General features: G+C 65.8%; 1 protein-coding gene. It reads right to left on the bottom strand.

Annotated elements, in window-relative coordinates; genetic code table 11:
- Nucleotides 1–1,554 (bottom strand): HD domain-containing phosphohydrolase (locus AB1609_23575; GenBank protein MEW6049415.1); only part of this gene is annotated, 1,554 nt, incomplete at both ends.

Below are 1,554 nucleotides of genomic sequence, written 5' to 3'. Positions count from 1 at the left end.
TTTACCGTCCGCAATCTTCAAGAACGCATCCACCACCCGCGGGTCAAATTGCTGGCCTGCACACCGCCGCAGTTCCTCCCGAGCCTGCGCCGAAGTGAAGGCCGCGCGATACGGCCTGGGCGAAGTCATCGCATCGTAGGTGTCCACCACCCGGATGATCCGCGCAAGAAGCGGGATCTCCTCTCCGATCAAGCCCGCAGGATAACCGCTGCCACCGTAGTCCTCGTGGTGGTGCCACACGGCTGCAATCACCGCGGCCGGAAACCCCGCTTGCTCAAGAATTCCCGCACCCGCCACGGGATGACACTGCACTTCGGCCATTTCTTCCTCGGTGAGACGTGCCGGTTTCAGCAGAATTCCGTCCGTTACACCGATCTTCCCCACATCATGCAAGAGCCCGGCCAGGTAGACCTGCTCCTGCTCCTCAGTACTGAGCCCCAATATCCTAGCGCACGCCCGCGCCCACCGCGCCACCCGCAGGGAATGACCCCGCGTGTAAACATCCTTGGCCTCCACGGCCGCCGCCAGCGCCCGCACCGCACTCAGATAGTGCTCCCGCAGCGACGAGTACAGGCGCTCGTTCTCCAGCGCCAGCCCGGTCTGGCTCGCGACGATCGCCAGATACCGGATTTCTTCGTCGGTCCAGCGCCGCGGTACGGGGGAATAAACCTTCAATGTGCCTAGAACCTTTCCACCCGCCCGTACCGGCACCACGGCCACCGCACGCATCTCCGCCGAGCAGTAAGGCAGATGCATGCCCGGCCCGCCCGCCGTCAGGTCTTCCACCACCACGGGCTCTCCCGTCTGCAGCACCTTCCCCAGGACGGTACCCTCCGGCCGGACGCGGCCCGCCCTGGCCCCGAGCTCCGCGCCCATGCCCAGGTTCCCCTTCAGCACCAGCTCACCCGTCTCCTCATCAAGCAGCCGCAGGGCACACCACTCTGCCCCCAGGACATCCCTGACGCTCCCCAGAGCTGATTCCACCACCGCATCCACGTCCAGGCTGCCCGACACCATCCGTCCCACTTCCATCAACCGCTCCAGCATGGCCGCCCTCAGCTTGAACTCGCGCACAAGGCGGGCATTCTCAAGCACCAGAGCAAGGCTGGTGCCCAGCGCGGTCAGAAACGCGGTCTCGTCTTCGGCAAAACCCGCACCTTCCGGCCTGCCCGCTATGGTCAGCACACCTGTCACCCTGCCCCCGACCATCAGGGGTACAGCTACCGCTGGGTGCCTTTCTTGCGGTATGCCTCCTCTCCGCTGGCTGCTAAAGTTAACGGAGCGGTTCTCCCGCTCGACGGCGGCAACCACCTCGCCGGGCGGTACCGCGCGGCGTTTCTCGCCTGGCTCCACGGTAGCTGGCACTTCGCCGCCCGCCACCCCCGGTGCCGCTTCAGGAAGCATCACCACCGACCCGCTGGTGGCACCGGTCAACTCCATCACCGCCCCGAGCGCCCGCCGGGCCACTTCGGCCACCTCGAGGCTGCCGGAAACGGTCCGACTGAACTCAAAGAGAGCAGCAAGCTCGTCCGCCTTCCTGCTCGGTTCTTGCCT

The sequence above is a fragment of the Bacillota bacterium genome, from assembly GCA_040754675.1.
GTDB lineage: Bacteria > Bacillota > Limnochordia > Limnochordales > Geochordaceae > Geochorda.
This window is presented reverse-complemented; position numbering and strand designations above follow the sequence as displayed.